Raw genomic sequence first — 24,175 nt, forward strand, 5'->3', positions numbered from 1 at the left:
GACATGAGACGTGTGTACGCGACGCTCCTCGCGCTCTGTCTGGCGCTGGCCGGCGCCCTCGTGACCGCCGGCCCCGCCCAGGCGGCGCCGCAGACCGTCCCCAACGGCACCCAGTTCAAGGACACGTCGGGCAACGCCCTGCACGCCCACGGCGGCGGTGTCATCAAGGTCGGCGCCTACTACTACTGGTTCGGCGAGAACCGCAATGCCGACAACACCTTCAAGTACGTGTCGGCGTACCGCTCCACGGACCTGAAGAACTGGGAGTTCCGCAACCACGTCCTGACCGAGGCCACCGACCCGGAACTGGCGACCGCCAACATCGAGCGGCCCAAGGTCATGTACAACGCGGCCACCGGCAAGTTCGTGATGTGGATGCACAAGGAGAACGGCGTCGACTACAGCGAGGCCCGCGCGGCCGTCGCCGTCTCCGACACCGTCGACGGGAACTACACCTGGCGGGGCAGCTTCCGCCCGCTGGGGCAGCACATGTCCCGTGACATCACCACGTTCGTGGACAGCGACGGCACCGGCTACATGATCTCGGCGGCCCGCGAGAACTACGACCTGCAGATCTACCGGCTCACCGCCGACTACACCGGTGTCGCCGCCCTCGTCGCCGACCCCTGGCACGGAGGCCACCGCGAGGCTCCTGCCCTGTTCAAGCGCAACGGCGTCTACTTCATGCTCACTTCGGGCGCCACCGGCTGGAACCCCAACCAGCAGCAGTACGCCACCGCCACCAGCATCGCGGGCCCCTGGACGGCCATGTCCAACGTCGGCGACGCCACGGCCTTCGGCTCGCAGACCGCGTACGTCCTGCCCGTGCAGGGCACCTCGACCACCTCGTACCTCTATCTGGGCGACCGCTGGGGCAACTCCTTCGGCGGCACGGTCAACGACTCCCGCTACGTCTGGCTGCCGCTGACCTTCCCGACCTCCACCACGATGTCCATGTCGTGGACCCCCGAGGTCACGGTCGACACGGCCACCGGCACGGTCAGCGGCACCGGCGCCACGTACAACACGCTGATCGCCCGCCACTCGTCCAGGTGCGCCGACGTCACCAGCCAGTCACAGTGGGCGGGAGCCCAGATCAAGCAGTACACCTGCAACGGCGGCAACAACCAGAAGTACTGGTTCAAGTCCGTCGGCAGCGGCTACTACCAGCTGACGGCCCGGCACAGCTCCCTGTGCGTGCAGGAGAACACCGGCACGGTCACCCAGGAGAACTGCAACTCCTCGTCCACCGCCCAGCAGTGGTCGCTCACCACCACCGGCTCCTATGTGAACATCAAGTCCCGCGCGACCGGCAAGTGCCTGGACGTCAGCGGCGCGTCCACCGCCGACGGTGCCGCCGTCATCACGTACGCGTGCGGCAGCGGTACCAACCAGCAATGGACCCGCGGGACATGACGAAGCCTCAGCCGAGCAGGTCGATCGCGTCGATCGACGTTCCCGCGCTGAGATAGGACGTCGACCCCGATCCGCTCACCACGTTGATCCGCAGCACGTTGTACTGACTCGTGTCGGTCAGCCAGGCCGACGCGGGGACGCTGTAGGTGAACGTGTGGTTGTTGCCCCGGTAGGACCCGTTCGTCAGCGACCGGGTGTTCGGCTGGGTGGGCGGAGAGGGGATCGCCGAGGTCCACCTGTCGTTGACGACGACCTGCGGCCGGCCGTTGGCGTAGGCCGTCGTCACCCCGATGCGCAGGGTGTGGGCGGCGGCGGCCTGCGCGGCGGTCAGCCGGAAGTACACGAGGAGACCGCTGTTCACGTCCTTCCAGAGGTAGCAGGGGAAGCCCGAGGTCTCGGTGCCGCTGCCGATGACCACATTGCCGGTCCAGGCGGCGGCCCGGACGTCCGACGGATGCGCGTACGTCATCAGCTCGGCGTTCTTGAAGCCGCCCGGTGTGCCGTTCCAGTCGTTGATCCGCCAGATCGCGCTCGCGTTGGACGGGTCGTTCGAGGACGGGATCGCGATCGAGTTCAGTGTCGTCGTACCGCCCGCGGTGACCGTCACGGAGGTGGTGTACACCGCCAGCTCGCCCTTGAAGACCGTCAGCGTGTACGTCCCCGGCAGCACCCCCGCCACGGAGAACCAGCCGTCCGACGCCCGGGCCGGACCCCAGTACTGTGCCGCCGCGTTGGCGAGCCCGACCGTGTACGCGTACGCCGTGTTCCGGCCGGTGATGCCGACGCCCGCGACCCTGCCCCGGCCGCTCGCGGGGACGTGGCCGGACAGGCCCAGCGAGTCCGCCCACGGGGTGGTCAGCGTGCCCGGGAACAGCGACGAGGAGGGCGCCCCGCCGTCCGTGAAGGCGATGACGTAGGGCCCCTGGAGGCCGAACCGCTGGTCCTCGGTCTGGTTCTGGCCGTAGTACAGGATCTCGTAGAGGCCGCCGCCGTCCGCGCTCTGGTGGCGCAGCAGAGAGCGGTAGAAGGGGCCGCCGGAGGCCTTCTCGTGGTTGCTGCGGACCATCCACAGGCCGACCGAACCGGTCCTCCAGCCGATGTAGTCGTAGTCCATCACCCGCAGCCTGGAGTAGTGCTTGGAGCGGGTCTGGCCGTCGGACTTCGCGAAGACGTCGGAGGCCTCGATGGTGGTGGGCGCGTAGGTGTACGCGTCGGGCTCGTCGTTGAGGAAGAGGCCCGCCTTCACGCGCACGATGTAGCGGGTCGCCGAGACCGAGATGTCGGCCTTGTTGGTCCACAGGTAGATGTTGTTCTCGCCGCTGCGGGCCGCGTAGTAGTGCCTCAGCGTGCCGTGGGCGACCGAGACGAGGATCGTCGAGCCGGACTGCCTGATGGTGACGGTCGAGCTGCCGAGGCCGGACTCTATGTGCGAGTTCATGCCCCCGTAGCCCTGGTACTCCGTGCCCCGGTGGACGAGCGAGGAGAGGTCGCCGTTGCTCTTGCGGACCTTGAACACGAGGTTCGCGCCGGTGTCGATCACGTAGTGGGTGCCGTCGTCGGTGTAGCCGAAGGCCGCGGCGCGGGCGGTGCCGGCCAGGGGGCCGGTGAGCGCGGCGCCGGCGGCCGTCGCGGCGGCACCGACGACGAACGCGCGCCGGCCGGGGCGGGCCGCGGGGCGGGAAGCGGCCGGCGGTCCGCCGGTGGCTCCGGACGAGACCTCGGGCGAGACCTCGGACAAGGTCTCGGACGGGGACGGGGATTCGGACATGGGGATCCTCCTCGGGTGCCGTGGGGGGAGTGCGGTGATTCGGAAGGGTGACAGTTGAATCGTTTTCGCGAAAGGGCTTTCGCGCGACGGAAGTTGACAATCATGTGAATGGTGCACCACCTCTAGAAAGCGCTTGTCGAACCATGTACCGTCCAGCCGCCGGGCTTTGTACCTCGCGGAGGAGCCGCAATGAGACGTTTCACCCTCGCCGCGCTGACGGTGGCGACGACGCTGGGCTCCGTCCTCACGGCCGTACCGGCCGAGGCGCGGGCGGACCGGCTCGTGCTGGGCCCGGAGAACTGCGCCGGGAACTCCTGCCACTTCGACGTCCCCGCCGGGACCTACGAGGTGAGGGTCCGCCTCGGCGGGGACGCGGCGGCGAGCACGGCCATCACCGGCGAGACGCGCCGCACGCTCCTGGCGGAGACGGCCACGGACGCCGGTGAGCACGTCCGCCTCGGCTTCACCGTCGACGTCCGCACCCCCGAGGGCGAGCCGACCGGCCCCGACGGCACCCCCGGCCTGGACCTCTTCGTCGGCGGATCGGCCCCCGCCCTCGCCGACATCCGGGTGACCCGCGCCGAGCGGGCCCACCAGATCTTCCTCGTCGGCGACTCCACGGTCTGCGACCAGCCCGGTGACCCCTACTCCGGCTGGGGTCAGCAGCTCCCGCAGTACCTCAGGAAGGGCTTCTCGGTCGCCAACCACGCCGATTCCGGCGAGAGCACGGTCTCCTACCTCGCCGACTCCCGGCTGTGGGCCACCGTCCAGCCTCGGATCCGCCGCAACGACCTCGTCCTGATCCAGCTGGCCCACAACGACAAGCAGACCGACGAGGCCACCTACCGGGCCAACCTCGAAACCCTGGTCGCGGGCGTCCGCGAGAAGGGCGGGAAGCCCGTGCTGGTCACCCCGATCGTCCGCCGCTGGTTCAACTCCGACGGCACCCTCGACAACGGCACCGCCCTGCTGGTCAACGGCCTCGGCGTCGACCACCCCGCGGTGACCCGCGCGGTCGCCGCCGCCCGCGGTGTGCCCCTGATCGACCTCACCGCGAAGACGAAGGCGCTGGTGGAGTCGCTGGGCACCGAGGGGTCCAAGGCGCTGTACCTCTACAACGAGAAGCGGGACAACACCCACACCTCGGTGCGCGGCGCGACCGTGTACGCCGGCCTCGTCCGGGACGAACTCGTCGCCCAGGGGCTGGTGCCCGAGGGGAAGACCAGGGTGGGATAGGACCCCTGGGGCGTCCCGACCGGAACCGGGGCGCCCCAGGTCTGTACGTGAGTTCTCCACGCGGGAGGGTTCGGGCGGGTGAGGTGTCGCGTCGGGTGCGGTGGGTGGATGCCGGTCGCGCGGTTCCGTGCCTTTCAGGGGCTCGGGGAGCCGCGCGAGAACCCCCATCCACCCGCACCCGGCAACGCACCCCGCCACCCCGGACCTCTCCGCCCACCCCGGCCCCCAGTCAGAAAGCCCGCGCCACATGTCCTCCCCGCCACAGGCCAACCGCACCCTCAGCCCGTACACCGGCTACACCCGCGCCCACTGGGAGGCGGCGGCCGACGCGCTGCTGGCCGCCGTGGAGCCGTACGCCAGTGCCGACGGGGCGCTCTACCAGCTGCCCGGCGACCGGGCCAGCTGGTCGGGCCGGCTCTCCGACGGACTGGAGGGGTACGCCCGCACGCTGCTGCTCGCCGCCTTCCGCCGCGACGAGAAGGCGCTCGGGCGATACGCGGACGGCCTCGCGGCCGGAGTCTCGGGCGTCTGGCCGCGCATCGAGGACCGCAGCCAGCCCCTCGTCGAGGCCGCGTCGATCGCCTTCGCCCTGCGCGTGACCCGGGACCTGCTGTGGGACCGGCTCGACGACGACGTCCGCCAGCGCGCGGCGGCCTGGCTCGGCGACGCGCTCCACGCCGAACCCTGGCCCTGCAACTGGGAGTTGTTCCCGGTGACGGTCGGCGGCTTCCTGGAAGAGATCGGCCACGAACCGGAGCTGGCCCGCCGTGTCATCGACCGGCGCCTGGACCGCATCGAGCAGTGGTATCTCGGCGACGGCTGGTACACCGACGGCGACGGCCGCAAGTTCGACTACTACAACGGCTGGGCCATGCACCTCTACCCGGTCCTGCACGCCTGGCTCGCGCACGACGACCGCCTCCTCGCACACTACGGCGACCGCCTCTCGGTCCATCTCGCCGACTACGCCCGGATGTTCGGCGGCGACGGCGCCCCCCTGCACCAGGGCCGCTCCCTCACCTACCGCTTCGCGACGACCGTCCCGCTGTGGCTGGGCGCCCTCACCGGCCGTACGCCGCTGTCGCCGGGCCGGACACGGCGACTGGCGTCGGGCGCGCTGAAGTACTTCCTCGACCGGGGCGCGGTCGACGAGCACGGCCTGCTGTCGCTGGGCTGGCACGGACCGAACTCCGCTGTTCTGCAAGGGTATTCGGGCCCCGCCTCCCCGTACTGGGCCAGCAAGGGCTTCCTCGGCCTCCTGCTGCCCGCGGACCACGAGGTGTGGACGGCGACGGAGGAACCGGGCCCGGTGGAGCACGAGGACGAGCTGCGTCCCGTCGGCCCGCCCAACTGGCTTCTCCAGAGCACGAGTTCGGACGGTCTGGTCCGCCTGCACAACCACGGCAGCGAGGACGTCCGCTACGACCCCTTCTACACCCGGCTCGCCTACTCGACGGTGACGGAGCCCGTGCCCCTGGCGGAGCCCGCCGAGTCGTACGACAACAGCGTGGCCGTCGGCGGCGACGCCGGCCGCACGGACATCGAACCGCTGGGGGTGGGGGAGGGCTGGGCGGCCTCCCGGCACACGGTCGGCGAGGACGGTGTCCGGGTCACCAGCCTGGTGGTGGCCCGGGGGGCCGTCGAGGTCCGGGCCCATCTGGTGACGGGGGCGGCCCCCGGTACGCCGGTGCGGGTGACGGGCTGGGCGCCCGCGGAGGGTGTGCAGAGCGCGGTGCATCCCGTGCACGGCCTGTCGGGCGCCGTCACCGGGCCGGGCCTCACCGGTGAGACGGCCGACGCGGACGCGACCCTCTTCGTCGCCCTCGCCCGCCTCACCGCCGACGCCGACCCTCAGCCCATGCCGGAGCTGGTCTCCGTGGAGGTGCGGGGCGCGTACGAGATCTCCGTGGACTGGGCCGACGGTGAGCGGGCCGCGTTCGTCCTCACGGAGTCAGACGGGCGATCCTCAGCGTCTTCGTGGTCGGTGACGCCCCGTTGAGGGCGGTCGTGTAGGACGGGGTGACGGGGGCGTAGGCCCAGGCCGGCGTCCCGTCCTTCAGGACCGCGATGTCGCCGGAGATCCGGGCCTCGACGATCTCGTCGGCGCCCGATCGCTTCCCGGCGGCCGTCAGCGGGGTGACATGGACGCCGTCCGAGGCGGGCCGGGCGACCCGCAGTGGTGGGTGTTGCAGGTGTCATGCCCGGTGGTCGTCCCCGGAGGGCGAACGGTTGCCGTCGGGCGGGCTCTCGCTCGAGATCTCAAGGATGTCTGGTCGTGGCGGACCGGCACCGGCCGGGCTACGCCCCAGCGGGGTCCTCCCGGGGCCAGTGGGTGAGCGCCAGGTGCAGCGCCTCGACGCACCGGTCCCAGGAAACGCGTACGTCGCGGGGCGCACCGAAGCCGCCCCCGGCCTCCAGGGCGCAGAAGCCGTGGAAGGTGCTGCGCAACAGCCGTACGGCGTCCGTGAGATCGGGCTCGTCGAGACCGTAGGCGCGGAGCATGCCGTAGGTGATCTCGGCGGTGCGGCGCAGGGCGGGGGAGTCGGTGACGGGGATCTGGGCGAGCGGGAGCTGGGTGGCCGCGTACCGGCCGGGGTGCCGGAGGGCGTACTCCCGGTAGGCCCCGGCGAAGGCGGCGAGCGCGTCCTTGCCGGCCCGGCCGGCGACGGCCGCAGCGATCTGGTCGATCATCTCGCCGCCGGCCAGCAGGGCCATCCGGCCGCGCAGGTCCTGGAGGTTGCGCACATGCGAGTACAGGCTCGCGTCCTTGACCCCGAAGTGGCGGGCCAGGGCGGACAGGGAGACGCTCTCGAAGCCGACCTCGTCGGCGAGAACGGCGGCGGCCGCGGTGATGCGGTCGGGGGTGAGACCGGCTCGGGGCATGGGCCACCTCTGGACGGGACGAGAACCTAGGGTCTCTAGGTTAAGGCCGCGCACCCCCGTGCCGTACTCGGCTCCGTCGGTGGCGGCCCTCGCCGTGGAGAGGGTCCGGCCGGCCCCGCCCCGAGGACCTCGGGGGAGGGCCGGCCGGACCGTCGCCGTGGCGGGTGGTGCTCAGCCGATCGGCGCGTACAGCACGCCCAGCTTGTCGATCTCGTCGCCCGCGCGCCCGGTGAAGCCGACGATCTGCCAGCCGGCGGGAGCGGTGAAGGTCCTCGCGTCCGAGGTGGCGGTGCCGGCGGCGAGGGAGCGGCCCTTGTCCGTGCCGAAGGCGGCGGAGAAGATCCGCGTACGGCCGTCCTTCTGGCCCTGCGTCAGCTTCACCGAGGTCAGGTGCTCACCGGAGGCCAGGGTGAGGGAGGCCGCCGTGCCGCCCGTACCGCCGTGGGCCAGCGTCGTGCCCCCGTCGTGCGTGAGCGAGATCCCGTCGAGACGTGCGGCGCCGCGCAGGGTCAGGGTGCGGGGCGAGACCGTCGAGGGCAGGTCGTCCGCGTCGCTGAACGCCGTGCCGTGCGGGCCGCCGGCGAAGTCGCTGGCCCGCAGGCGCGGGTTGAGCTTCCAGGAGAAGTCGACCGTGTGCGGGAAGTGGTCGGAGAGGTTGCCGCCCGCGGAGTCGAGGAACTTCGCCCACTCGTCGTTGTAGCGGTTCGCGGTCAGATCGACGACGTTGCTGTCCCGGTAGAGGACCTTGTCGACGACCTCGCAGCCGTTGGCCGGGGCCGTCTTCGGGCAGACCAGCGGTTCACTGCCCAGCGCGGGGGCGACGCCGCCCTTGACCAGCTGCACCCAGGGGTCCGTCAGGCCGTTCTCACCGACCAGGCTGCGGATGTTGTCGCCGGTGCGTGTGTAGCGGGTGTTGGTGTCGCCCATGACGATCACCGCGTTGCCCGCCGAGTTCGCCTTGATGAACTCCGAGAGCTGGGTGACGTTGGCGCGGCGCGCGGCCAGGGCCGCGTCGTCGTCGTCGGCGTTGGTGTGCACGTTGTAGAGGTCGACGTAGACGCCGTCGTCGAGCCGCACCCGGGCGAGGGAGAAGCCCTTCGGGGTCAGGCAGTTGGTGCCGGTGCAGGTGTTCCACTTGACCCGCTCGAAGTCGTCGAACGCGTAGTCGGAGAGGGTGTTGAGGCCGTCGCCGAACGGCACCCCGCCGCTGGTCGCGGTGCGGTAGGGGTGGTTGTCGCCCGCGTACAGGGCCGCGTGGTAGTTGAAGTCCTCCTGCACGTTGACGATGTCGTACGCCCCGAGACGCGGCGAGATCAGCGGCGTGTTCGTCGCGGGCTTGCCGGAGCTGAGGCCCTCGGGGAGCCCCGCGACGTTGTACGTCAGCACGTTGAAGCTGCCGCTGGTGGCCGCGGCCGCGGGGGTCGCGCCGGTGGTGGCGAGACCGGTGACGGCCAGCGCGCCGGCGGCGAAGGCGCCGAGCAGTCTTCGCAGGGGGCTTGCGGTCTTCATGGGGCTCGTGGAACGCATAGGGGCTCTCCGGGAGGCGTGGGGAAGGTGAGGGGTGCTCAGGTTCAACGCCAATCAGTGTGACGTGCAAGGTCGGTTGGGGAAACAGTGAGGGACGAGATGATCCGTCGTGTCCATGACACTCGACAGCCACTCTGTGATCGTTCGACGTTCATGTGACCCCTCGATCCTCCACAGGCGGCGCGGTCGCGTCGCGAAGGCAGCCGCGGACGGCAGCGGCATCCGGGAGGCGTTTCATGGGGCACGGGCACACGCACGGCCATCACCACCACGGGCACGACCACGATCACGATCGCGGGGAAACGGCCGCCGCGATCCCCCCTGCCTTCGACGCCTCCGTGCCCGACGAGGCGCTGACCCCCGAGCAGCGCTCGCGCCGCTCCCTGCTGCGCCGTGCCGGCCTGCTCGGCGCGGGCCTGACCGCCGCGAGCGTCCTGGGGCCGACGACGGCAGCCCCGGCGCACGCGGCCTCCCGCGGCCGCGGCGGATTCCTGTGGCTGGCCGGCGACCATCACATCCACACCCAGTACAGCAACGACGGCAAGTACCGCGTCGTCGACCAGGTCCGCCAGGGCGCCCGGCACGGCATGGACTGGCTGGTCATCACCGACCACGGCAACGAGACCCACGCCAGGATCGGTGTCGAGAAGGTCAACCCGGACATCAAGGAGGCCCGCGCCGCCCACCAGGACACCCTGGTCTTCCAGGGCCTGGAGTGGAACATCCCCGGCGCCGAGCACGGCACCGTCTTCGTCCACCCGGGCAGGAACGAGGTCTCCGTCCTCAAGGAGTTCGAGACCTCGTACGACGGCGGTGTGAAGAAGGCGACCGACTCGACACCCGCCAACGAGGCGCTCGCCATAGCCGGGCTCGACTTCCTCTCCCAGCAGGTCCGGCGACGCCGCGTCAAGGACGTCCTGATGCTCGCGAACCATCCCGCGCGCAAGGGCATCGACTCCCCGCACGAGATCCGCAACTGGCGCGACGCCACCGCTGCGTCGGGTCACCAGATCGCCGTGGGCATGGAGGGCGCGCCGGGCCACCAGGCCGCGGGTATCGGGAAGACGATCGGGATGGGCCGTGCCCGGGGGCTCTACGACGGCAGTCCGGGCGCCAACTCCTTCGCCGGTTATCCCCTGGAGAGCTACCGCACCTGGGGCGGCTTCGACTGGATGACCGCGACGGTCGGCGGACTGTGGGACAGCCTCCTCGCCGAGGGCAAGCCCTGGTGGATCACCGCCAACTCCGACTCCCACCACGTCTACACGGACACCACGGTGCGCGGCGGCCCGGAGAGCGACTACCTCGCGCACGGCAAGCACACCGACCCCGTCTACGGCGGCGGGATCGACCTCACCGAGGGCGACTACTGGCCCGGCCAGTACAGCCGCACCCACGTGGGCGCCGCGGCCTTCTCCTACGCCGCCGTCATGGACGGCATCCGCGCCGGCCGGGTCTGGGTCGACCACGGCGGACTCCTCAGCGGCCTCGACGTCCGCGTGTCCGGCGGCGGCCGCTGGGCCACCCTCGGCGGCGCCCTGCGCGTCAGGAAGGGCGCCAACGTCACCCTGACCGTCGACGTGGCCCTGGCCGGAGGCCCCAACTGGGCAGGATTCGTGCCCAAGCTGGCCGGTGTCGACGTCATCCGGGGCGAGGTCACCGGAACCCCGGACGACAAGGACACCTTCACCGCCCCGACGGCCAAGGTCGTGAAGTCGTACGAGGTGAACAAGTCCACCGGCACGGTCCGGCTCACCTACCGACTCGGCCGGGTCGACCGCCCGCTCTACCTCCGGCTGCGCGGCAGCGACGGCAACCGCTCCGCCGTCGGAGCGAGGGGCGCGGCGGTCGACCCGGCGGGCCCCGCCATCGACGTCGTCGGTGACGCCGACCCGTGGCGCGACCTGTGGTTCTACTCCAACCCGGTGTGGGTTCTGCCCTCGTGAGCGTGACGATGTACGCCCTCACCGTGGACGCCGACATCCGGGACCTGCGCGCCGCCGATCACCTCCTCCACGCGTTGGCCGCCGAACTTCCCCTGCCCGAGGGAACGTTCGGCTGCACCCACCTGCTGCGGGGAAACCGCCCGCGGGTCGCCCTGTCCCTCGCGGTGCCGTCCGAGCCGCTCCTGAGCACCGTCCAGGAGCGGCTCGCCGCCCGTGACCTCACAGGGGCACCCGGCATCCCGGACGCCATGGGCCGGGCCGTGATCTATCCCGGCGTCACGGCCCTGACCGGCACGCTGACGATCGCGGACGTGCTCGACCGCTCCGCGATCTCCCGGGTGACCGTCCTCGGCTCACCCGGCCGGCCCTCGCCGGACACACCGCTGGTGACATGTGATCACGTACGGCCCTACTGGCACGAGGGGGAGCTGGTCCTCGCCGCCATGCCCGCCGTCGGCGGCACCCTCGTCCCCTTCGAGGTCCCCGAACCGACACCGTGCTGCGCGGACCACTGACACAGCGCCCGTGCTCCCACGTCGGGGGCTGGGGCTCGGGCGTACCGGCAGATCCTTCATCCGGCAGGCAGGGGCCGCGTCGTGCGCGACCCGGTCGGCGGGAGCCGGTCGAGGTGGCCGGGGCCCTCTTCGCCGTGGTCGTCCGGCCGAGCCCACACCTGCGCCACGGACCCCGCAGACCCCCGCACCAGCTGCCCGTAGCCGGGGAGCCGGGGAGCCGGGGAGCCGGGGAACCGGGGAGCCGGGGAGCCGGGAAGTCCGGCAACGGGTGACGGCGACCCACGCCCGTCATGGCGAACGCAGAAGCGGCCGGTCGGCTGCGTCGCCGGCCGGCCGCTCCGCGTCGGCCGACTATCAGCCCGTTGAGTCCGTCGTCGAGAACACGAACGAGAACTCCGCCGGCCCGGCGGGCAGGTGGTACTGCGGCAGCGCGCCCGGCCCGCAGGACTGGGAACCGATGCCCATCTGGCCGTGGTCCAGGTTGACCCACACCGTGTCGCCGGCCCGGAGGTCGGTCAGGTGCGCGGCGGCGTCCAGCTGTTCGGTGGTCCAGCGGCGGGCCGTGAACCAGAACTCCGGGTCGCCGTCGATCCGCAGGCCGCCCAGCTCCGCCCAGCGGACATCGGGGCGGGCGCCGTTCTCCTGGGGGCGGACGTACGGGGTCTGCAGCTCGTCGACCGTGGAGTGGTGGCGGTACAGCAGGGACGCCGACCGGGTGTCGGGATAGCCCTCGCCGGGGCCGCCGCCGTACCACTTGACGGCGTCGGCGGACGACAGACCGAAGCGGATGCCGAGCCTGGCCAGGGGGACGGTCCACTGCCCTTCCGGGACCACCGACACGGTCAGCCTCAGCCGGGTGCCGTCGGAGGTCCACCGGTAGGCCGTGCGCAGGCCGATCTCCCGGGCGGCCGGCGCCACCCGCGTCCGTACCGTCAGCGCGTCCTCACCCAGCTCCACCGCGTCCAGACGGTGCCGCATCCGGTGCAGGCCGAGCGTGCGCCACAGCTCGCTGTACCGCGTACCGTCCCGCCAGGAGGCGCCGTCGTCGTTGTCCGTCGGCGCCCGCCACACGTCCAGACGCAGCCCGGTCACATCGAGCCCGCCGATGGTCTTCAGCGCGCCCGTACGGACGTCGAAGGAGGCGGGGCCGAGGTAGATGAGCTTCTGGCTCGCCGTGGGCCGGTCGGTCGGCGCGACGGACGGCGACGGCCGCTCCCCGGCCGGCAGCTGGGCCCAGGCGACCTGATGGTCCTTCCTGCCCCACGCCGTGTCCTTGGCCAGCAGTGCCCGTACGGTCCACAGCGCCTCGCCCGCCGGTCCGCCGGTCGGCGGCTGCGGCAGCTTCACCTCGGCCGACTCGCCGGGCCTCAGGGCGGGCACGGAGAGAGCGCCGGCCTCCACGGTCTTCCCGTCGACCTGGTACGACCACTCGAAGGCCAGGCCGGACAGGTCCGCGAAGTCGTACGCGTTGCGCACCCGGACGGTCCCGGCCGTACCGTCGCCGTCGATGCGGACCGGCTCGATGACCTTCTTGAACTCCAGCAGGCCGGGGGACGGCGTCCGGTCCGGGAAGATCAGGCCGTCGCAGACGAAGTTGCCGTCGTGCAGCTCCTCGCCGAAGTCGCCGCCGTAGGCGTAGCCCAGCTCGGGGTGGGTGATCCCGTGGTCGATCCACTCCCAGATGAAGCCGCCCTGGATGCGCTCGTGCGCCTCGAAGATGTGCTGGTAGTCGGCGATGCCGCCGGGGCCGTTGCCCATGGCGTGGCCGTACTCGCACTGGATGAAGGGAAGCTGCCGGCGCCTGAGGGGGCCGCCGTCCAGGCGCTTGCCGATGAGTTCGGTCTCGGCGTGGTCGGCGTACATCCGGGAGTAGACGTCGGTGTCCCGGCAGTCCCAGTCGCCCTCGTAGTGCACGAGACGTGATCCGTCGCGGCCGTGGATCCACTCGGCCATGGCGGTGAGGCCGCGGCCGGTGCCCGCCTCGTTGCCCAGGGACCACATGACCACCGACGGATGGTTCTTGTCGCGCTCGACCATCCGGGCCGCGCGGTCCAGGAGGGCGGGGGTCCAGCGGTCGTCGTCGACGGGGTTGTCCCGCCAGTTCTGCTCGGTGAAGCCGTGGGTCTCCAGGTCGCACTCGTCGATCACCCACAGGCCGTACTCGTCGCACAGGTCGAGGAAGGCCGGGTGCGGCGGGTAGTGGGAGGTGCGCACGGCGTTGATGTTGTGCCGCTTCATCAGCAGCACATCCTCGCGCATGGTCTCCAGGTCGAGCGTGCGGCCCTTCACGGGGTGCCACTCGTGCCGGTTGACGCCCTTGAACAGGATCGCCTTCCCGTTGACCTTGAGCAGACCGTCCTCCAGCACGACCGTGCGGAATCCGATCCGCAGCGGGACGCGCTCGCCCGCCGTGACCAGCTCACCGTCGTACAGTCTCGGACTCTCGGCGGTCCACGGCTCGACCGGGACCGTCACCGGCTCACCGGCCGCGACATCGATGTCGAGGGCGGGCACGAGGACCCGGCCGTCGACGTCGGAGTCGACACGCAGGGTCCCGATGCCGCCCACATGGTCGTAGGAGGCGTGCACGAAGAAGTCGAGGGCGCTGCCCGCCGGGCGGTGCAGCAGCGTGACGTCCCGGAAGATGCCGGGCAGCCACCACTGGTCCTGGTCCTCCAGGTAGGAGCCCGCCGACCACTGGTGGACCCGGACGGCGAGGACGTTCCCCGCCGGCTTCAGCAGGTGCCCGACCGCGAACTCGTGCGGCAGCCGGGACCCCTTGAACTCACCGATGTCCGTGCCGTTCAGCCACACCCGGGCACAGGACTCCACACCGTCGAACCGCAGCACCGCCCCGCCCTCGTCGAGAGCGGGCCACCCCTCGGGAAGGTCGAAGAACCGCAGGTGGTCGCCGGTCGGGTTCTCCGACGGCACCCTCGGCGGGTCCACCGGGAAGGGGTACAGGTGGTTGGTGTAGATCGGCGCCCCGAAGGCCCCGTCCCCCTGCAGCACCCAGTGGCCCGGCACCGCCACCTCGCCCCAGCCCCCGGCGTCGTACCCCGGAGCCGCGAACGAGTCGTCCTCGGCGTCGGCGGTGGGGGAGAGCCGGAAGCGCCAGCTCCCGTTGAGCGACAGCGACCGGGCGTCGGAGGACGCGTACCAGGCGCGGGGCGGCAGGGCCCCGCTGCCCGGCGAGACGTCCTCGACGTAGTCGACGGATGTGCCGGTGGCGGTCGTGGCGGCGGTGGTACCGGTGGTGCGGAAAGACATCGGTCTCCTTGCTGATTCTTCCTAGCCCTTGATCCCAGTCTGCGCGATGCCCTGCACCAGCCAGCGCTGGAGGAAGAGGAAGACGAACACCAGGGGCAGGATGGATATGGCCGTGGCCATGAAGATCAGGTGGTAGTTGACGGTCTGGTTGGTCGCGTACGACGACAGCGCCACCTGCACCGTCCACGCGCTGGGGTCCTGCCCGATGACCAGGGGCCACAGGAACGCGTTCCAGCCCGCGATGAAGGTGATCGTCGCGATGGCCGCGAAGAAGTTCAGCGAGTTGGGTACGACGACCCGCCAGTACGCGCCCATGTAACCGAGCCCGTCCACCCGTGCCGCCTCCTCCAGCTCCTTGGGGAACCCCAGGAAGTACTGCCGGAACAGGAAGCAGGTGAAACCGCTGAACAGGCCCGGAATGATCAGACCGCGATAGGTGTCCACCCAGCCGAGCGACGAGACCAGCACGAAGCTCGGCACGAAGGTGACGGCCGTGGGCACCATCAGGGTGGTCAGGACGAGGTAGAAGACCTTGTTGGCGTGCTTGTACGGGATGCGCGCGAGGCCGTAGCCGGCCAGCGAACAGATCAGCAGGATGCCCGCGGTGTGCAGGACGGCGACGACCAGGGAGTTCCACATCGACTGGGCGAAGTCGACCGTGACGTCGTCGAACGGCTCGCTGACGTTGCCCCACTGGATGTCGGTGGGGAACCACTTCCACTCCTCGCCCGTGATCTCCGGGTCCGTCATGAAGGCGTTGCGGAGGATCAGATAGAACGGGACGAGGAAGAGGAGGGCGGCCACGCCCGTCGCGATGTACAGACCGGTGTTGCCCATGACGCCGCCGACGCGCTTCTTCTTCGCCGGCTTCCTGACGTCGGGTGCTGTGGTGGTGGTCACTGGGACTCGTCACCCCTTCCAAAGCCCATGATCTTGCCCTGCAACAGGGTCACGAGGCAGATGAGCACGGTCAGGACCAGCGCACCCGCACTGCCCGCGCCGTAGTTCTGGTTCTCGCCCAGCGCCATCTTGTACAGCTCGACCAGCGGCGGCATGCCCCAGGTGGCCTTGCCGAGCAGGATGAAGAACTCGTCGAACGCCTGATAGGCGGCGATGAGCAGCAGCAGGATCACCGCGGTCGACGTCGCGCGCAGCTGGGGCAGGGTGATGTACCAGAAGGTCTGCCAGCCCGGCTTTGCACCGTCGATGGAGGCGGCCTCGTACAGCTCCCGCGGGATGTTCTGCAGCGCCGCGATGAAGAGGATCATGTAGAAACCGGACTGCAGCCACAGCCGGACGGTCACGATGACCAGCCAGTACCACGGCGGGTCGGGGTTGCCCAGCCAGGCGATGTTCTCGATCCCGAACCAGCCGATGACCGTGTTGGCCAGGCCGAAGCGGACACCGTTGAAGATGGACATCTTCCAGATCAGGGCGGCGGCCGCGTAGCTGACCGCGGTCGGCAGGAAGAAGACCGACCGGAAGAACGCCCGCATGAACCGCAGCCGGTTCACGAGGAGCGCCAGCCCGAGGGACAACGCCCAGGTGACCGGCACGATGATCGCGGCGAAGACGGTGAAGGTGACCAGAGAGTTCCTGAAGTCCGTGTCCGACAGGATCTGCCGGTAGTTCTCCAGGCCGACGAACTCGCTCGGCGTGACGGTGAACCGTGCCTCGAAGAAGCTGAGATACAGGCTCCAGCCGATCGGCACGAAGACGAAGATCACCAGGCCGATGAGGAACGGCCCGGTGAAGAGCCAGAAGTTGAAGGTGCTGTTCGCCCGCAGGCCCCGCCTCGGCCGGTCCTGGGAGACCTTGGCCGGGGCGGGGGAGGAGGCGACCCCGCGCGTGGTGGTGGTCGACATGTCGAGATCCGTCCGATGACCTATCCGAAGAGCTTCTTGAGCTCGGTGTCGACCTTCTTCTCGGCGGCGGCGAGCTGGGCCTTCGGGTCACCGTCCTTGCGGACGGAGTTCGCCATCACGTCGTTGACCGCGGAGATCATCGCCTGCGTCCAGCCGATGTTGTCGAAGTGGCCGAACTCGTTGAAGAGCTTGACGCCCTCCGCCGGCAGGCCGGTCTTCAGCTTGGTGGCGGACTCGGCGATGGAGGCGCGCGGCGGGATGTGGAAGCCGTAGGACAGCGCCCAGTCCTCCTGGTACTCCTTCTGGTCGATCCACAGCCACTTGACGTATTCCTTGGCCGCCTCGACGTTGTCGCCCTTGGCGTTGACGAACATCGACCAGCCGCCGTTGGTGACCGACTGCTTGCCCGCGGAACCGACCTTCGGGAAGGGGAAGACGCCGATGTCGTCGCCGAGCGCGTCGATCATCGCGGGCATGGCCCACATGCCGCACCACTGGATCGCGGTCAGGCCCTGGGTGAAGGCCGACGGGTCCCACCAGTCGGTGGGGGCGTCGAGCAGCAGGTTGCCGCTGGTGAACAGGCCACGCAGCTGCTTCAGGCCTTCGGCGACCGCGTCCGTGTTGAAGGCGGGCTTGTTGTCCGCGCTGAGGGTGTCCGCGCCGGCCGACCAGATCAGCGGGTTCTGCACCGTGGTGATGTCGTTGCCGAGGAAGGCGCCCTTGACCTTCTTGGTGGTGAGCTTGTCGGCGGCCGCGATCAGCTCCTCCAGGGTCTGCGGCACCTCGATCTTCGCCTTCTCGAACACCGAGGGCCGGTAGAAGAAGAACTGCGGGTCGTCGATCATGCGGACGCCGTATATCTTGCCGTCGACCGTGTGCGACGCGATGTCGGCCTGGTTGAAGTCGTCCTTGACCGGCTCGATGATGTCGGTCAGGTCGGCCACCTGACCGCTCTTGATGAGCTGGATCTGCGGGTGGAACTCGAAGACGTCAGGCGCGTTCTTGGTGAGCAGCGCCGCGAACAGCTTCTGTTCGAAGTTGTTGCCGGTGATCCACTGCGTGGTCACGTTGGCGCCCTTGTAGGCCTTCGCGTACTTCTTGATCGCCTGCTCGGTGCCCGCCTCGCCGTACGCGTGGAAGTACTGCGTGAGACCGGCGCCCGACCCCCCGCCGTTGCTCCGACCGGTGTTGCTGCCGCATGCGGCCAGACCGCCGGCGGCGGCCAGGCCCATGGCGGCCCGCAGTACGGAGCGGCGGTCGAAGTTGCTGTTGCTCATTGCCGACATGCTGACGTCCTTGTCTCGAGTACGGCTGTGGCGCTGTGCCTGAAGGCTCTGCGGCTCAGTGCCTGTTGACCCAGTGGCTCAAAGGGGCTTGCGGTGCGGGACGTTAACCTTCGGCTAAGGCTTCGGCAAGGGGTTGGACGAAGTCTGTTCGAAGCGTTGTATTCGGTTCGGTGTTCCGAACGTCCGTGCGGTGCTGTGGATTTGACGTGGGGGTGAGGGCCGCCGGGTCAGGGTCCGGCGGCCCTCGGCTCAGGGGTGCGGGCGCAGCCGTTCGCGCTCCTCGGAGCGCCCTCGGTGGCGTACGGCGGGCTTGCCCGGGGCGGCGCGTCGGCCCGGTTTCTGCCCGACCGACTGGAGCGCGCCTTCGAGCGCGAACGTCGCCGCGCCCAGGCAGGCCGGGTCGGTCGGGATCAGGGAGAGCACGATGTCGGTGGCGGCCATCGGGCGCGGCAGCGCGTGCCGGGCGACGGCCTCGCGCACCTCCGCGACCAGGGGCTCGCCCAGGGCGGCCGCGACCCAGCTGCTGAGCACGACCACCTCGGGATTGAACAGGTTGACCAGGTCGGCGATGCCCGCGCCCAGGTAGCGGGCGGTGTCCCGCACCACCTTGACCGCCACCGGGTCCTGCCGGGCCACCCCGCGCGCGAGCGCGGCGATGGTGGCCGTCTGGTCCTCGGGGTGCAGCAGGGTGCTGCGCGGACTCAGCTCCCGGAGGTTCAGCATGATCCCGGGGGCGCCCACGTACGTCTCCACGCACCCGTGGTTGCCGCAGTGGCACAATCGGCCGTCCAGCACGATCGTGGTGTGGCCCCACTCCCCGGCGCTGTTGCTCACGCCCCGGTGCAGCCCGCCGCCCAGGACGAGCCCGGCTCCCACGCCGGTCCCGAGGTTGACGATCACGGCGTCACCGCGCCCCCGCGCCGCTCCGAACCACAGCTCGGCCACCGCGACCGCGCGCAGCGGGTTGTCCAGGTACAGGGGGTAGGCGATGTGCTCGGTCAGCAGGTCGAGCAGCGGCACGTCATGCCAGTCCCAGTTCGGCGCGTACTCCGAGATGCCGGTGGCGCGGTCCACCTGCCCCGGCACGCTCACCCCGACGCCGAGCACCCTGGCGCCCTCGATGCCGGCCTGTGCGACCACCGAGCCGACGGCGGCGGCCACGTGCCCCACCATCTGCTCGGGCAGGTTCTCGCCGGGGCGGACGTCCTCCTCGGCCCGGGCCAGGACGTTCAGCGCCAGGTCGAACAGCTCGACATGGACGTACGTCTCCGCGATGTCGACGCCGATCAACGCGCCCCCCGACGCGTTGACGGCCACCAGCCCACGGGGGCGGCCCCCGGCCGAGTCCTCGAACCCGACCTCGGTGATCATGCGGAGGTCCAGCAGCTCGCCCACGAGCGTGGCGACCGTGGCCAGGCTCAGCCCGGTGGCCGCCGCCAGCTCCTGCCGGGAGGTGGGAGACTTGGCGATGATCTGGCGCAGCACCTCGTAACGGTTCGCGGTGCGAATGTCGCGTGAGGTGCGCTTCACCGACGACATGATCCCCTCGATCCCTCCAGGCCATGACGAGGCCTGCTGCCCCGGCGCGGTCGAAGGCTATGGCGCGGAAGGGGCTTTCTACAAGGGGTTAGGAAAGGGGGTTTACGAAGTCGCCCGGTGAATCGCGTGCCCATGGCCGGAGACCGACGGCGCGACGGGTCACGGCGGGGCCCGCGCGGGCCGACCGGTACACGCGCCTGACGTGCCTCACGCGTCGAGAACCTCCCGGACGAAGGCGTTGCGGAACTTGCCCGCCGGGTCCAGCCCGTCGGCCACCCGCCGGAAGTCACCCAGCCGGGGGTACAGCCGCCCCAGTCCGGCAGCCGGCACGGTGAACACCTTGCCCCAGTGCGGTCGTGCCTCGAACGGCGCGAGCACCTCCTCCACCCGCCGCACCACCGGCAGGACGGGCGCCGCGTCCGCGATCCACGTGAAGTGCAGCGCGACCGTGTCCCGGCCCTCGGCGGGGCTGAGCCACTGCTCGTCGGCGGCCATCGTCCGGACCTCGCAGACCTGCAGCACCGGTGCCACCGTGTGCCGGATCGAGTCCAGCGCGCGCAGGGCGTCCGGGGCGAACGGGCGCGGCATCAGATACTCCGACTGCAGCTCCTCCCCGCTGCTCGGCGTGAACTCCGCCCGGAAGTGCGGCAGCCGCTCGTGCCAGGGTCCGGGCACCCCGAACTGCTCGGTGCAGTTCACCGCCGGCATTCCCGGTACCGGATGCATCGCCTCGGTCGCCGGCTCGGCCCACGGGAAGTCCGTCGTGGGCCGGTCCTGCCGCCGCTTGACCCATGCCTGGTCGAAGCCGGAGTGCTGCCAGCGGGTGAAGAGGCTCACGCTGTACGCCGACGCCGACACGGCGGCGAAGTCCAGCCCGTCCAGGGAGAGTTCACCGAAGACGTGCTGAGTCACCCCGAAGGCGGGTTCCAGGTCGAGGGTGAGTGCCGTGACCACGCCGAGGGCCCCGAGCGAGGTGACCGCCGCGCCGAAGCGGTCGTCGCCACGCGTGAGGGTCAGCGCCGACCCGTCCGCCGTGACCAGCTCGACCTCGCGCACGGCCGCCGCCAGCGGGCCGTTGCGGTCGCCCGAGCCGTGGGTGCCGGTGGCCACCGAGCCCGCCACGGAGATGTGCGGGAGGGAGGCCATGTTGTGCAGGGCGAGACCGCGCGCGTGCACCGCTCGGGCCAGCTCCGCGTACCGGACACCGCCGCCGACCCGTACCGTTCGGGCCGCCGTGTCCACGTCGATCGCCGGTGGCAGCCCGGTCAGGGAGAGCAGGACGCCCTCGGGGCCGGGCTCCGCGATCTCGTTGAACGAGTGCCCGCTGCCCAGCACCCGCACGCGCTCGCTGCCCGCGACCAGGGCCCGCAGCGCGTCGACGGAGTGCGGCCGGTGCAGCTCCTTCGCGGTGTACGTGATGTTCCCGGCCCAGTTGGTCAGGGTCTCCGTCGTCATGCGGCTGTCCTCCGCGCTCCGTGAGCCGTAGCTGTCGTGGTCATCCTCTCCGCTCCGGGCCGGTACCCGTTCATTGACCCTCTCGGGAGCGCCTGCCTACGGTAGAGAGCGGTTGCTACCGCCGCCACCTCCTCCTTCAGCCGGAAGGTCCTTCCTTGCCCGAGCGTCCGCTCGCTCTGTTCGCCATGACGGCCGAGAACGTTCCGCAGGTCTTCCCGCCGGAGGTGCTGTCACGGCTGCGCGAGACCGTCGAGATCGATCCCGCCCTGGTCGCCGAGGACTTCTCCGACCCCCGGGTGCGCAAGGTACTGGCCGAGACCGAGGTACTGGTCACCGGCTGGGGCTGCCCCCGTATCGACCGGGCGGTCCTGGACGCCGCGCCCGGGCTGCGGGCGATCCTGCACTCGGCGGGCTCGGTGAAAGGGTTCGTCACCCCGGACGTCTGGGAGCGCGGGATCGTCGTCTCCACGGCCGCCGACGCCAACGCCGTGCCCGTAGCCGAGTACACGCTCGCCATGATCCTGCTCGCCGGCAAGGACATCCTCAACCACCGCGAACGCCTGCGGACCGAGCGCGTCTCGCCGGGCTGGGGGTTCGTCCCCGGCATCGGCAACCACGGCCGCCGCGTCGGTGTCATCGGCGCCTCCCGCATCGGCCGCCGTGTCATCGAGCTGCTACACCCCTTCGACCTGCGGGTGACCCTCACCGACCCCTACGTCGACGAGGCCGGGGCCGCCGCCCTCGGCGTACCGCTGCTGCCGCTCGACGAGCTGCTGCGCACCTCCGACATCGTCACCGTGCACGCCCCGGACACCCCCGAGACCCACCGGCTCCTCGACCGCCGTGCGCTCGCCCTGATGCCCGACGGGGCCGTCCTGGTCAACACCGCGCGCGGCGCGCTCGTCGACCACGACGCGCTCGTCGACGAGCTAAGCACCGGCCGGCTCTCCGCGATCCTCGACGTCACCGACCCCGAACCACTGCCGGCCGACTCCCCCCTCCTCGACCTGCCGAACGCCTTCGTCACCCCCCACCTGGCCGGCTCCCAGGGCAACGAGGTCGCCCGCCTCGGCCTGGCGGTCACGGAGGAGGCCGAACGGCTCGCCGCCGGAGCGGAGCCGGCGTACGCGCTGGACCGGTCGGCGCTGGAACGGATGGCATGACGTCCACCAGCGGTTTTCGACGCTGGTCGAAAGGGGGTGCGGACGAGCCCCGTGAGTCGGCAGGCTTCGGTGCGGGACTGGGCCGAAGGGCTCATGTCATGACATGAAGGGAAACACGTACATGAGGTTTCGATGGCTGGTCGCCACCGCCGGCCTGGCGGCCGCGCTCGGCACGACCCTCGCGGCGCCGTCCGCGTCCGCCGCGTCCGCCTGCTGGCGGCACGAGGACGGCATCAGGTACTGGTGCAACAACGTCGCCGGCGCCCCGGTGTACGGCTCCGTGGGCAACAACCCCCTGTACCCCAACCCCAACCAGGTCGTCGGGACCATGAACACCAATCCGAGCTGGTTCTTCTGCAAGATGGACAACCAGGCCTGGGTGGGCGGACCGCACCCGACCCGCTGGATCAAGACCGTCGCCGACAACGGCCAGGGCGGCTGGATGAAGGACACCGCCATCTACAGCGAGACGGACCCGCTGCGCGACTGCTGACCCCCCGGGAAGGCCCACGTGGCCCGCTGCTCGCGCGGCTCCCGCACCCGTGACGGCCCAGGGGCCGCCGAGCGGGCCGGGGCGCAGTCCCCGGCCCGGCGGGCCACCGGCTCCCCGGCTCCCCGGCTCCAGCAGCGTGGGGAGCCGCACGAGCAGGCAGCCCCCTCCCACCCCTCCGAGCCGCTCTCGCCGACGCGCCCCCACCCCCCACCCCTCCGCCCGACCGCTGGAGGCATACCGTGGGGAGTTGCGTGCGGGCGATCCCCGGACGACGTCGGGAGCGAGGAGACAACGGGATGGATGGCAGCCGCACCGCACTGGTGGAGGACCTGATGGAGAGGTTCCCGCACGTGCCCCGGGAAGCCGTCTTCAAGGAGGACCTGCTCAGGGGTGGTGTGGCCTTCGACGCCTCCGCGCTGAGCGACAACGAGAAGGGCGAGGTGAAGCCGAAGTCGTACTTCATCTTCTCCTTCGACCACGGCACCCTCCCCGAGCTGGGCGAGGCCGCGCTGCGCCGCCCACCGGAGGAGATCATCCTCACCGGCGGCCCGTACGACCTGCGCCGCACGGTCGTCTCCGTGCGCGTCAACCCGTCCTCGCCCTACCGCGTGGCGTCCGACGAGGACGGCCTCCTCGGTCTGTACCTCGACGGCAAGCGCATCGCGGACGTCGGCGTTCCCCCCATGCCGGAGTACTACAAGCACACCCTCTCCAACGGGAAGTCCGTGATGGAGGTGGCCCCGACCATCCAGTGGGGCTATCTGATCTACCTCACCGTCTTCCGGGTCTGCCAGTACTTCGGCGCGAAGGAGGAGTGCCAGTACTGCGACATCAACCACAACTGGCGCCAGCACAAGGCGGCGGGCCGCCCGTACACGGGCGTGAAGGACGTCGACGAGGTCCTCGAAGCCCTGGAGATCATCGACCGGTACGACACGGCGAAGACGTCCACCGCCTACACGCTCACCGGCGGGGCCATCACCAAGACGGTCTCGGGCCGTGACGAGGCCGACTTCTACGGCCACTACGCCAAGGCCATCGAGGAGCGGTTCCCGGACCGCTGGATCGGCAAGGTCGTCGCCCAGGCGCTGCCGCTGGACGACGTCAAGCGCTTCCACGACTACGGCGTGAAGATCTACCACCCCAACTACGAGGTGTGGGACGAGTACCTCTTCAAGATCTTCTGCCCCGGCAAGGAGCGCTACGTCGGCCGCGACGAGTGGCACAGGCGGATCCTGGACTCGGCGGGTGTCTTCGGCGCGCGCAACGTGATCCCCAACTTCGTGGCGGGCGTGGAGATGGCCGAGCCCTTCGGCTTCAAGACGGTCGACGAGGCCATCGCCTCGACCACCGAGGGCCTGCGCTTCTTCATGTCGCACGGCATCACGCCCCGCTTCACCACCTGGTGCCCGGAGCCCACGACCCCGCTCGGCAAGGCCAACCCGCAGGGCGCGCCGCTGGAGTACCACATCCGGCTGCTGCAGGCCTACCGCGCCACGATGGAGGAGTTCGGGCTGTCGTCGCCGCCCGGATACGGCCCGCCCGGACCCGGCAACGCCGTCTTCTCCGTCAGCTCCTTCATGGACAGCCTGCCGGCCGTCGAGGAGACGACCGAGGGGGCGGCGAAGGGGAACGGCTGAGGGGACGGCGACGGAGACTGCGAAGGGGAACGGCTCAGGAGCCGGCCCGGGGCACGGGCGCAGGAGCGGTAGCAGGGGCTGGAGGGCGAGCCGGGGCTGGAGGAGGGGGCAGGAGCAAGGGCTGGAGCGGGAGCAGGAGTGGGGAAGAGGGCCGACACGGAGAGTGCCGACGA

Annotated in this window: 17 protein-coding genes; 8 read left to right on the forward strand and 9 right to left on the reverse strand. The window is 70.7% G+C overall.

Features of this window, described 5'->3' with window-relative positions:
* The first annotated feature begins 3 nt into the window (after positions 1-3).
* Positions 4-1,416: an RICIN domain-containing protein gene (locus ACZ6BB_RS01755; RefSeq protein WP_471613346.1), complete on the forward strand. Its 1,413-nt coding sequence runs from the start codon at positions 4-6 to the stop codon at positions 1,414-1,416.
* A gap of 7 nt (positions 1,417-1,423) precedes the next feature.
* Here the strand turns inward: ACZ6BB_RS01755 and ACZ6BB_RS01760 are convergent, their stop codons facing one another.
* Positions 1,424-3,184 carry a rhamnogalacturonan lyase B N-terminal domain-containing protein gene (locus ACZ6BB_RS01760; RefSeq protein ID WP_471613347.1) on the reverse strand — a complete coding sequence of 587 codons (1,761 nt, stop codon included), beginning with the start codon at positions 3,182-3,184 and terminating at the stop codon, positions 1,424-1,426.
* Positions 3,185-3,373: 189 nt separating this feature from the next.
* Between ACZ6BB_RS01760 and ACZ6BB_RS01765 the strand changes: the two genes are divergently transcribed.
* A complete protein-coding gene (locus ACZ6BB_RS01765; RefSeq protein ID WP_471613348.1) occupies positions 3,374-4,420 on the forward strand; it encodes a rhamnogalacturonan acetylesterase in 1,047 nt (348 codons plus the stop codon).
* 247 nt (positions 4,421-4,667) lie between these two features.
* Entirely contained in the window at positions 4,668-6,419 is a 1,752-nt protein-coding gene (locus ACZ6BB_RS01770) for a DUF2264 domain-containing protein (protein WP_471613349.1), read from the forward strand.
* 299 nt (positions 6,420-6,718) lie between these two features.
* Here ACZ6BB_RS01770 and ACZ6BB_RS01775 read toward each other — a convergent pair whose 3' ends face one another.
* Complete coding sequence (locus tag ACZ6BB_RS01775) at positions 6,719-7,303, reverse strand: TetR/AcrR family transcriptional regulator (RefSeq protein ID WP_471613350.1); 585 nt, start codon at positions 7,301-7,303, stop codon at positions 6,719-6,721.
* A 171-nt stretch (positions 7,304-7,474) separates the two neighbouring features.
* Positions 7,475-8,794, reverse strand: a complete 1,320-nt coding sequence (locus ACZ6BB_RS01780; RefSeq protein ID WP_471614095.1) for a jacalin-like lectin — start codon at positions 8,792-8,794, stop codon at positions 7,475-7,477.
* 272 nt (positions 8,795-9,066) lie between these two features.
* On the opposite strand from ACZ6BB_RS01780, the gene ACZ6BB_RS01785 reads away from it, so the two are divergent.
* Together ACZ6BB_RS01785 and ACZ6BB_RS01790 are read left to right on the forward strand one after the other, a co-directional pair.
* Complete coding sequence (locus ACZ6BB_RS01785) at positions 9,067-10,776, forward strand: PHP domain-containing protein (RefSeq protein WP_471613351.1); 1,710 nt, start codon at positions 9,067-9,069, stop codon at positions 10,774-10,776.
* 8 nt (positions 10,777-10,784) lie between these two features.
* Positions 10,785-11,291 (forward strand): hypothetical protein, encoded by a 507-nt coding sequence (locus tag ACZ6BB_RS01790; RefSeq protein ID WP_471614096.1) that lies wholly within the window; start codon positions 10,785-10,787, stop codon positions 11,289-11,291.
* 354 nt (positions 11,292-11,645) lie between these two features.
* On the opposite strand, the gene ACZ6BB_RS01795 is transcribed toward ACZ6BB_RS01790, so the two are convergent.
* From ACZ6BB_RS01795 to ACZ6BB_RS01820, 6 genes are all read right to left on the reverse strand, one after another.
* A complete protein-coding gene (locus ACZ6BB_RS01795; protein ID WP_471613352.1) occupies positions 11,646-14,561 on the reverse strand; it encodes a glycoside hydrolase family 2 TIM barrel-domain containing protein in 2,916 nt (971 codons plus the stop codon).
* A gap of 21 nt (positions 14,562-14,582) precedes the next feature.
* Entirely contained in the window at positions 14,583-15,398 is an 816-nt protein-coding gene (locus ACZ6BB_RS01800; protein WP_319692373.1) for a carbohydrate ABC transporter permease, read from the reverse strand.
* Between the two features lie 59 nt (positions 15,399-15,457).
* Positions 15,458-16,426: a carbohydrate ABC transporter permease gene (locus ACZ6BB_RS01805; protein WP_471613353.1), complete on the reverse strand. Its 969-nt coding sequence runs from the start codon at positions 16,424-16,426 to the stop codon at positions 15,458-15,460.
* Between the two features lie 20 nt (positions 16,427-16,446).
* A complete protein-coding gene (locus ACZ6BB_RS01810; protein WP_471613354.1) occupies positions 16,447-17,712 on the reverse strand; it encodes an ABC transporter substrate-binding protein in 1,266 nt (421 codons plus the stop codon).
* Between the two features lie 249 nt (positions 17,713-17,961).
* Entirely contained in the window at positions 17,962-19,251 is a 1,290-nt protein-coding gene (locus ACZ6BB_RS01815) for an ROK family transcriptional regulator (protein WP_471613355.1), read from the reverse strand.
* A 207-nt stretch (positions 19,252-19,458) separates the two neighbouring features.
* Positions 19,459-20,706: an FAD-binding protein gene (locus ACZ6BB_RS01820; protein WP_471613356.1), complete on the reverse strand. Its 1,248-nt coding sequence runs from the start codon at positions 20,704-20,706 to the stop codon at positions 19,459-19,461.
* Positions 20,707-20,861: 155 nt separating this feature from the next.
* On the opposite strand from ACZ6BB_RS01820, the gene ACZ6BB_RS01825 reads away from it, so the two are divergent.
* From ACZ6BB_RS01825 to ACZ6BB_RS01835, 3 genes are all read left to right on the forward strand, one after another.
* On the forward strand, positions 20,862-21,869 hold the full coding sequence (locus ACZ6BB_RS01825) for a hydroxyacid dehydrogenase (RefSeq protein ID WP_471613357.1): 1,008 nt from the start codon (positions 20,862-20,864) through the stop codon (positions 21,867-21,869).
* Between the two features lie 121 nt (positions 21,870-21,990).
* Entirely contained in the window at positions 21,991-22,362 is a 372-nt protein-coding gene (locus tag ACZ6BB_RS01830; protein ID WP_471613358.1) for a hypothetical protein, read from the forward strand.
* Between the two features lie 296 nt (positions 22,363-22,658).
* Positions 22,659-24,002 (forward strand): radical SAM protein, encoded by a 1,344-nt coding sequence (locus tag ACZ6BB_RS01835; RefSeq protein WP_471613359.1) that lies wholly within the window; start codon positions 22,659-22,661, stop codon positions 24,000-24,002.
* Positions 24,003-24,175: the final 173 nt, after the last annotated feature.

This window comes from Streptomyces sp. NPDC041108 (genome assembly GCF_055592645.1).

Excerpts from the sequence above, each read along its gene's own strand:
- ACZ6BB_RS01830 (WP_471613358.1), top strand. The coding sequence starts at position 21,991 with ATGAGGTTTCGATGGCTGGTCGCCACCGCCGGCCTGGCGGCCGCGCTC.
- ACZ6BB_RS01820 (WP_471613356.1), bottom strand. The coding sequence starts at position 20,706 with ATGACGACGGAGACCCTGACCAACTGGGCCGGGAACATCACGTACACC.
- ACZ6BB_RS01800 (WP_319692373.1), bottom strand. The coding sequence starts at position 15,398 with ATGGGCAACACCGGTCTGTACATCGCGACGGGCGTGGCCGCCCTCCTC.
- ACZ6BB_RS01810 (WP_471613354.1), bottom strand. The coding sequence starts at position 17,712 with ATGTCGGCAATGAGCAACAGCAACTTCGACCGCCGCTCCGTACTGCGG.
- ACZ6BB_RS01815 (WP_471613355.1), bottom strand. The coding sequence starts at position 19,251 with ATGTCGTCGGTGAAGCGCACCTCACGCGACATTCGCACCGCGAACCGT.
- ACZ6BB_RS01765 (WP_471613348.1), top strand. The coding sequence starts at position 3,374 with ATGAGACGTTTCACCCTCGCCGCGCTGACGGTGGCGACGACGCTGGGC.
- ACZ6BB_RS01755 (WP_471613346.1), top strand. The coding sequence starts at position 4 with ATGAGACGTGTGTACGCGACGCTCCTCGCGCTCTGTCTGGCGCTGGCC.
- ACZ6BB_RS01835 (WP_471613359.1), top strand. The coding sequence starts at position 22,659 with ATGGATGGCAGCCGCACCGCACTGGTGGAGGACCTGATGGAGAGGTTC.
- ACZ6BB_RS01790 (WP_471614096.1), top strand. The coding sequence starts at position 10,785 with ATGTACGCCCTCACCGTGGACGCCGACATCCGGGACCTGCGCGCCGCC.
- ACZ6BB_RS01785 (WP_471613351.1), top strand. The coding sequence starts at position 9,067 with ATGGGGCACGGGCACACGCACGGCCATCACCACCACGGGCACGACCAC.
- ACZ6BB_RS01770 (WP_471613349.1), top strand. The coding sequence starts at position 4,668 with ATGTCCTCCCCGCCACAGGCCAACCGCACCCTCAGCCCGTACACCGGC.
- ACZ6BB_RS01760 (WP_471613347.1), bottom strand. The coding sequence starts at position 3,184 with ATGTCCGAATCCCCGTCCCCGTCCGAGACCTTGTCCGAGGTCTCGCCC.
- ACZ6BB_RS01775 (WP_471613350.1), bottom strand. The coding sequence starts at position 7,303 with ATGCCCCGAGCCGGTCTCACCCCCGACCGCATCACCGCGGCCGCCGCC.
- ACZ6BB_RS01805 (WP_471613353.1), bottom strand. The coding sequence starts at position 16,426 with ATGTCGACCACCACCACGCGCGGGGTCGCCTCCTCCCCCGCCCCGGCC.
- ACZ6BB_RS01795 (WP_471613352.1), bottom strand. The coding sequence starts at position 14,561 with ATGTCTTTCCGCACCACCGGTACCACCGCCGCCACGACCGCCACCGGC.